The following is a 507-nucleotide window of genomic DNA, read 5'->3' on the forward strand; positions in this document are numbered from 1 at the left end:
GGCCATCATCACGATCAGCACCGGGTCCAGGTTCCATCGCGCCAGCCAGCCCGCCGGGTCCGGGGCCGCGCCGCAATAGGGTGTCCAGATCCGCTCATCCATGCCGTCAGCCCCGTCCGCTCGCACTGGTTCGTGATGGCAACGCTTGAAACGCCATGCGGTTGTCGCGTCCGGTCGGAATCGCGCCTAAATGTCGGTCATGGCCGCGCCTCGACCCGATACGCTGGAGACCGCCCTCGCGCGGATCTTCGAGGGGCGGATGATCGACCGCGCCAGTTGGTTCGCCCTGACGGGCGGCGAACCGCTGTTCCAGGCCGGCGATCCGGCCGACACCCTTTACCTGGTCCGCTCGGGCCGCTTGGGCGTGTTCCGGGTCGAGGACGCCCAGCCGGCCCAGTTCCTGGGCGTCGTCCGCGCCGGAGAGCCGGTCGGCGAAATGGCGATGCTGGCCGGGACGCCCCACACGGCCAGCGTCGTGGCCCTGCGCGATTCCGAAATCCTGGCCCT

The 507-nt window shown here is 69.8% G+C and carries 1 protein-coding gene; it reads left to right on the forward strand.

The genetic code is table 11. The features are described 5' to 3' along the window. Window positions 1–199: 199 nt before the first annotated feature. Window positions 200–507, forward strand: a 308-nt coding sequence (locus tag B2U11_RS13235) for a cyclic nucleotide-binding domain-containing protein (protein ID WP_292072377.1), incomplete at its 3' end; no start/stop codon positions are given.

This window comes from Brevundimonas sp. UBA7534 (assembly GCF_002479325.1).
Lineage (GTDB): Bacteria > Pseudomonadota > Alphaproteobacteria > Caulobacterales > Caulobacteraceae > Brevundimonas.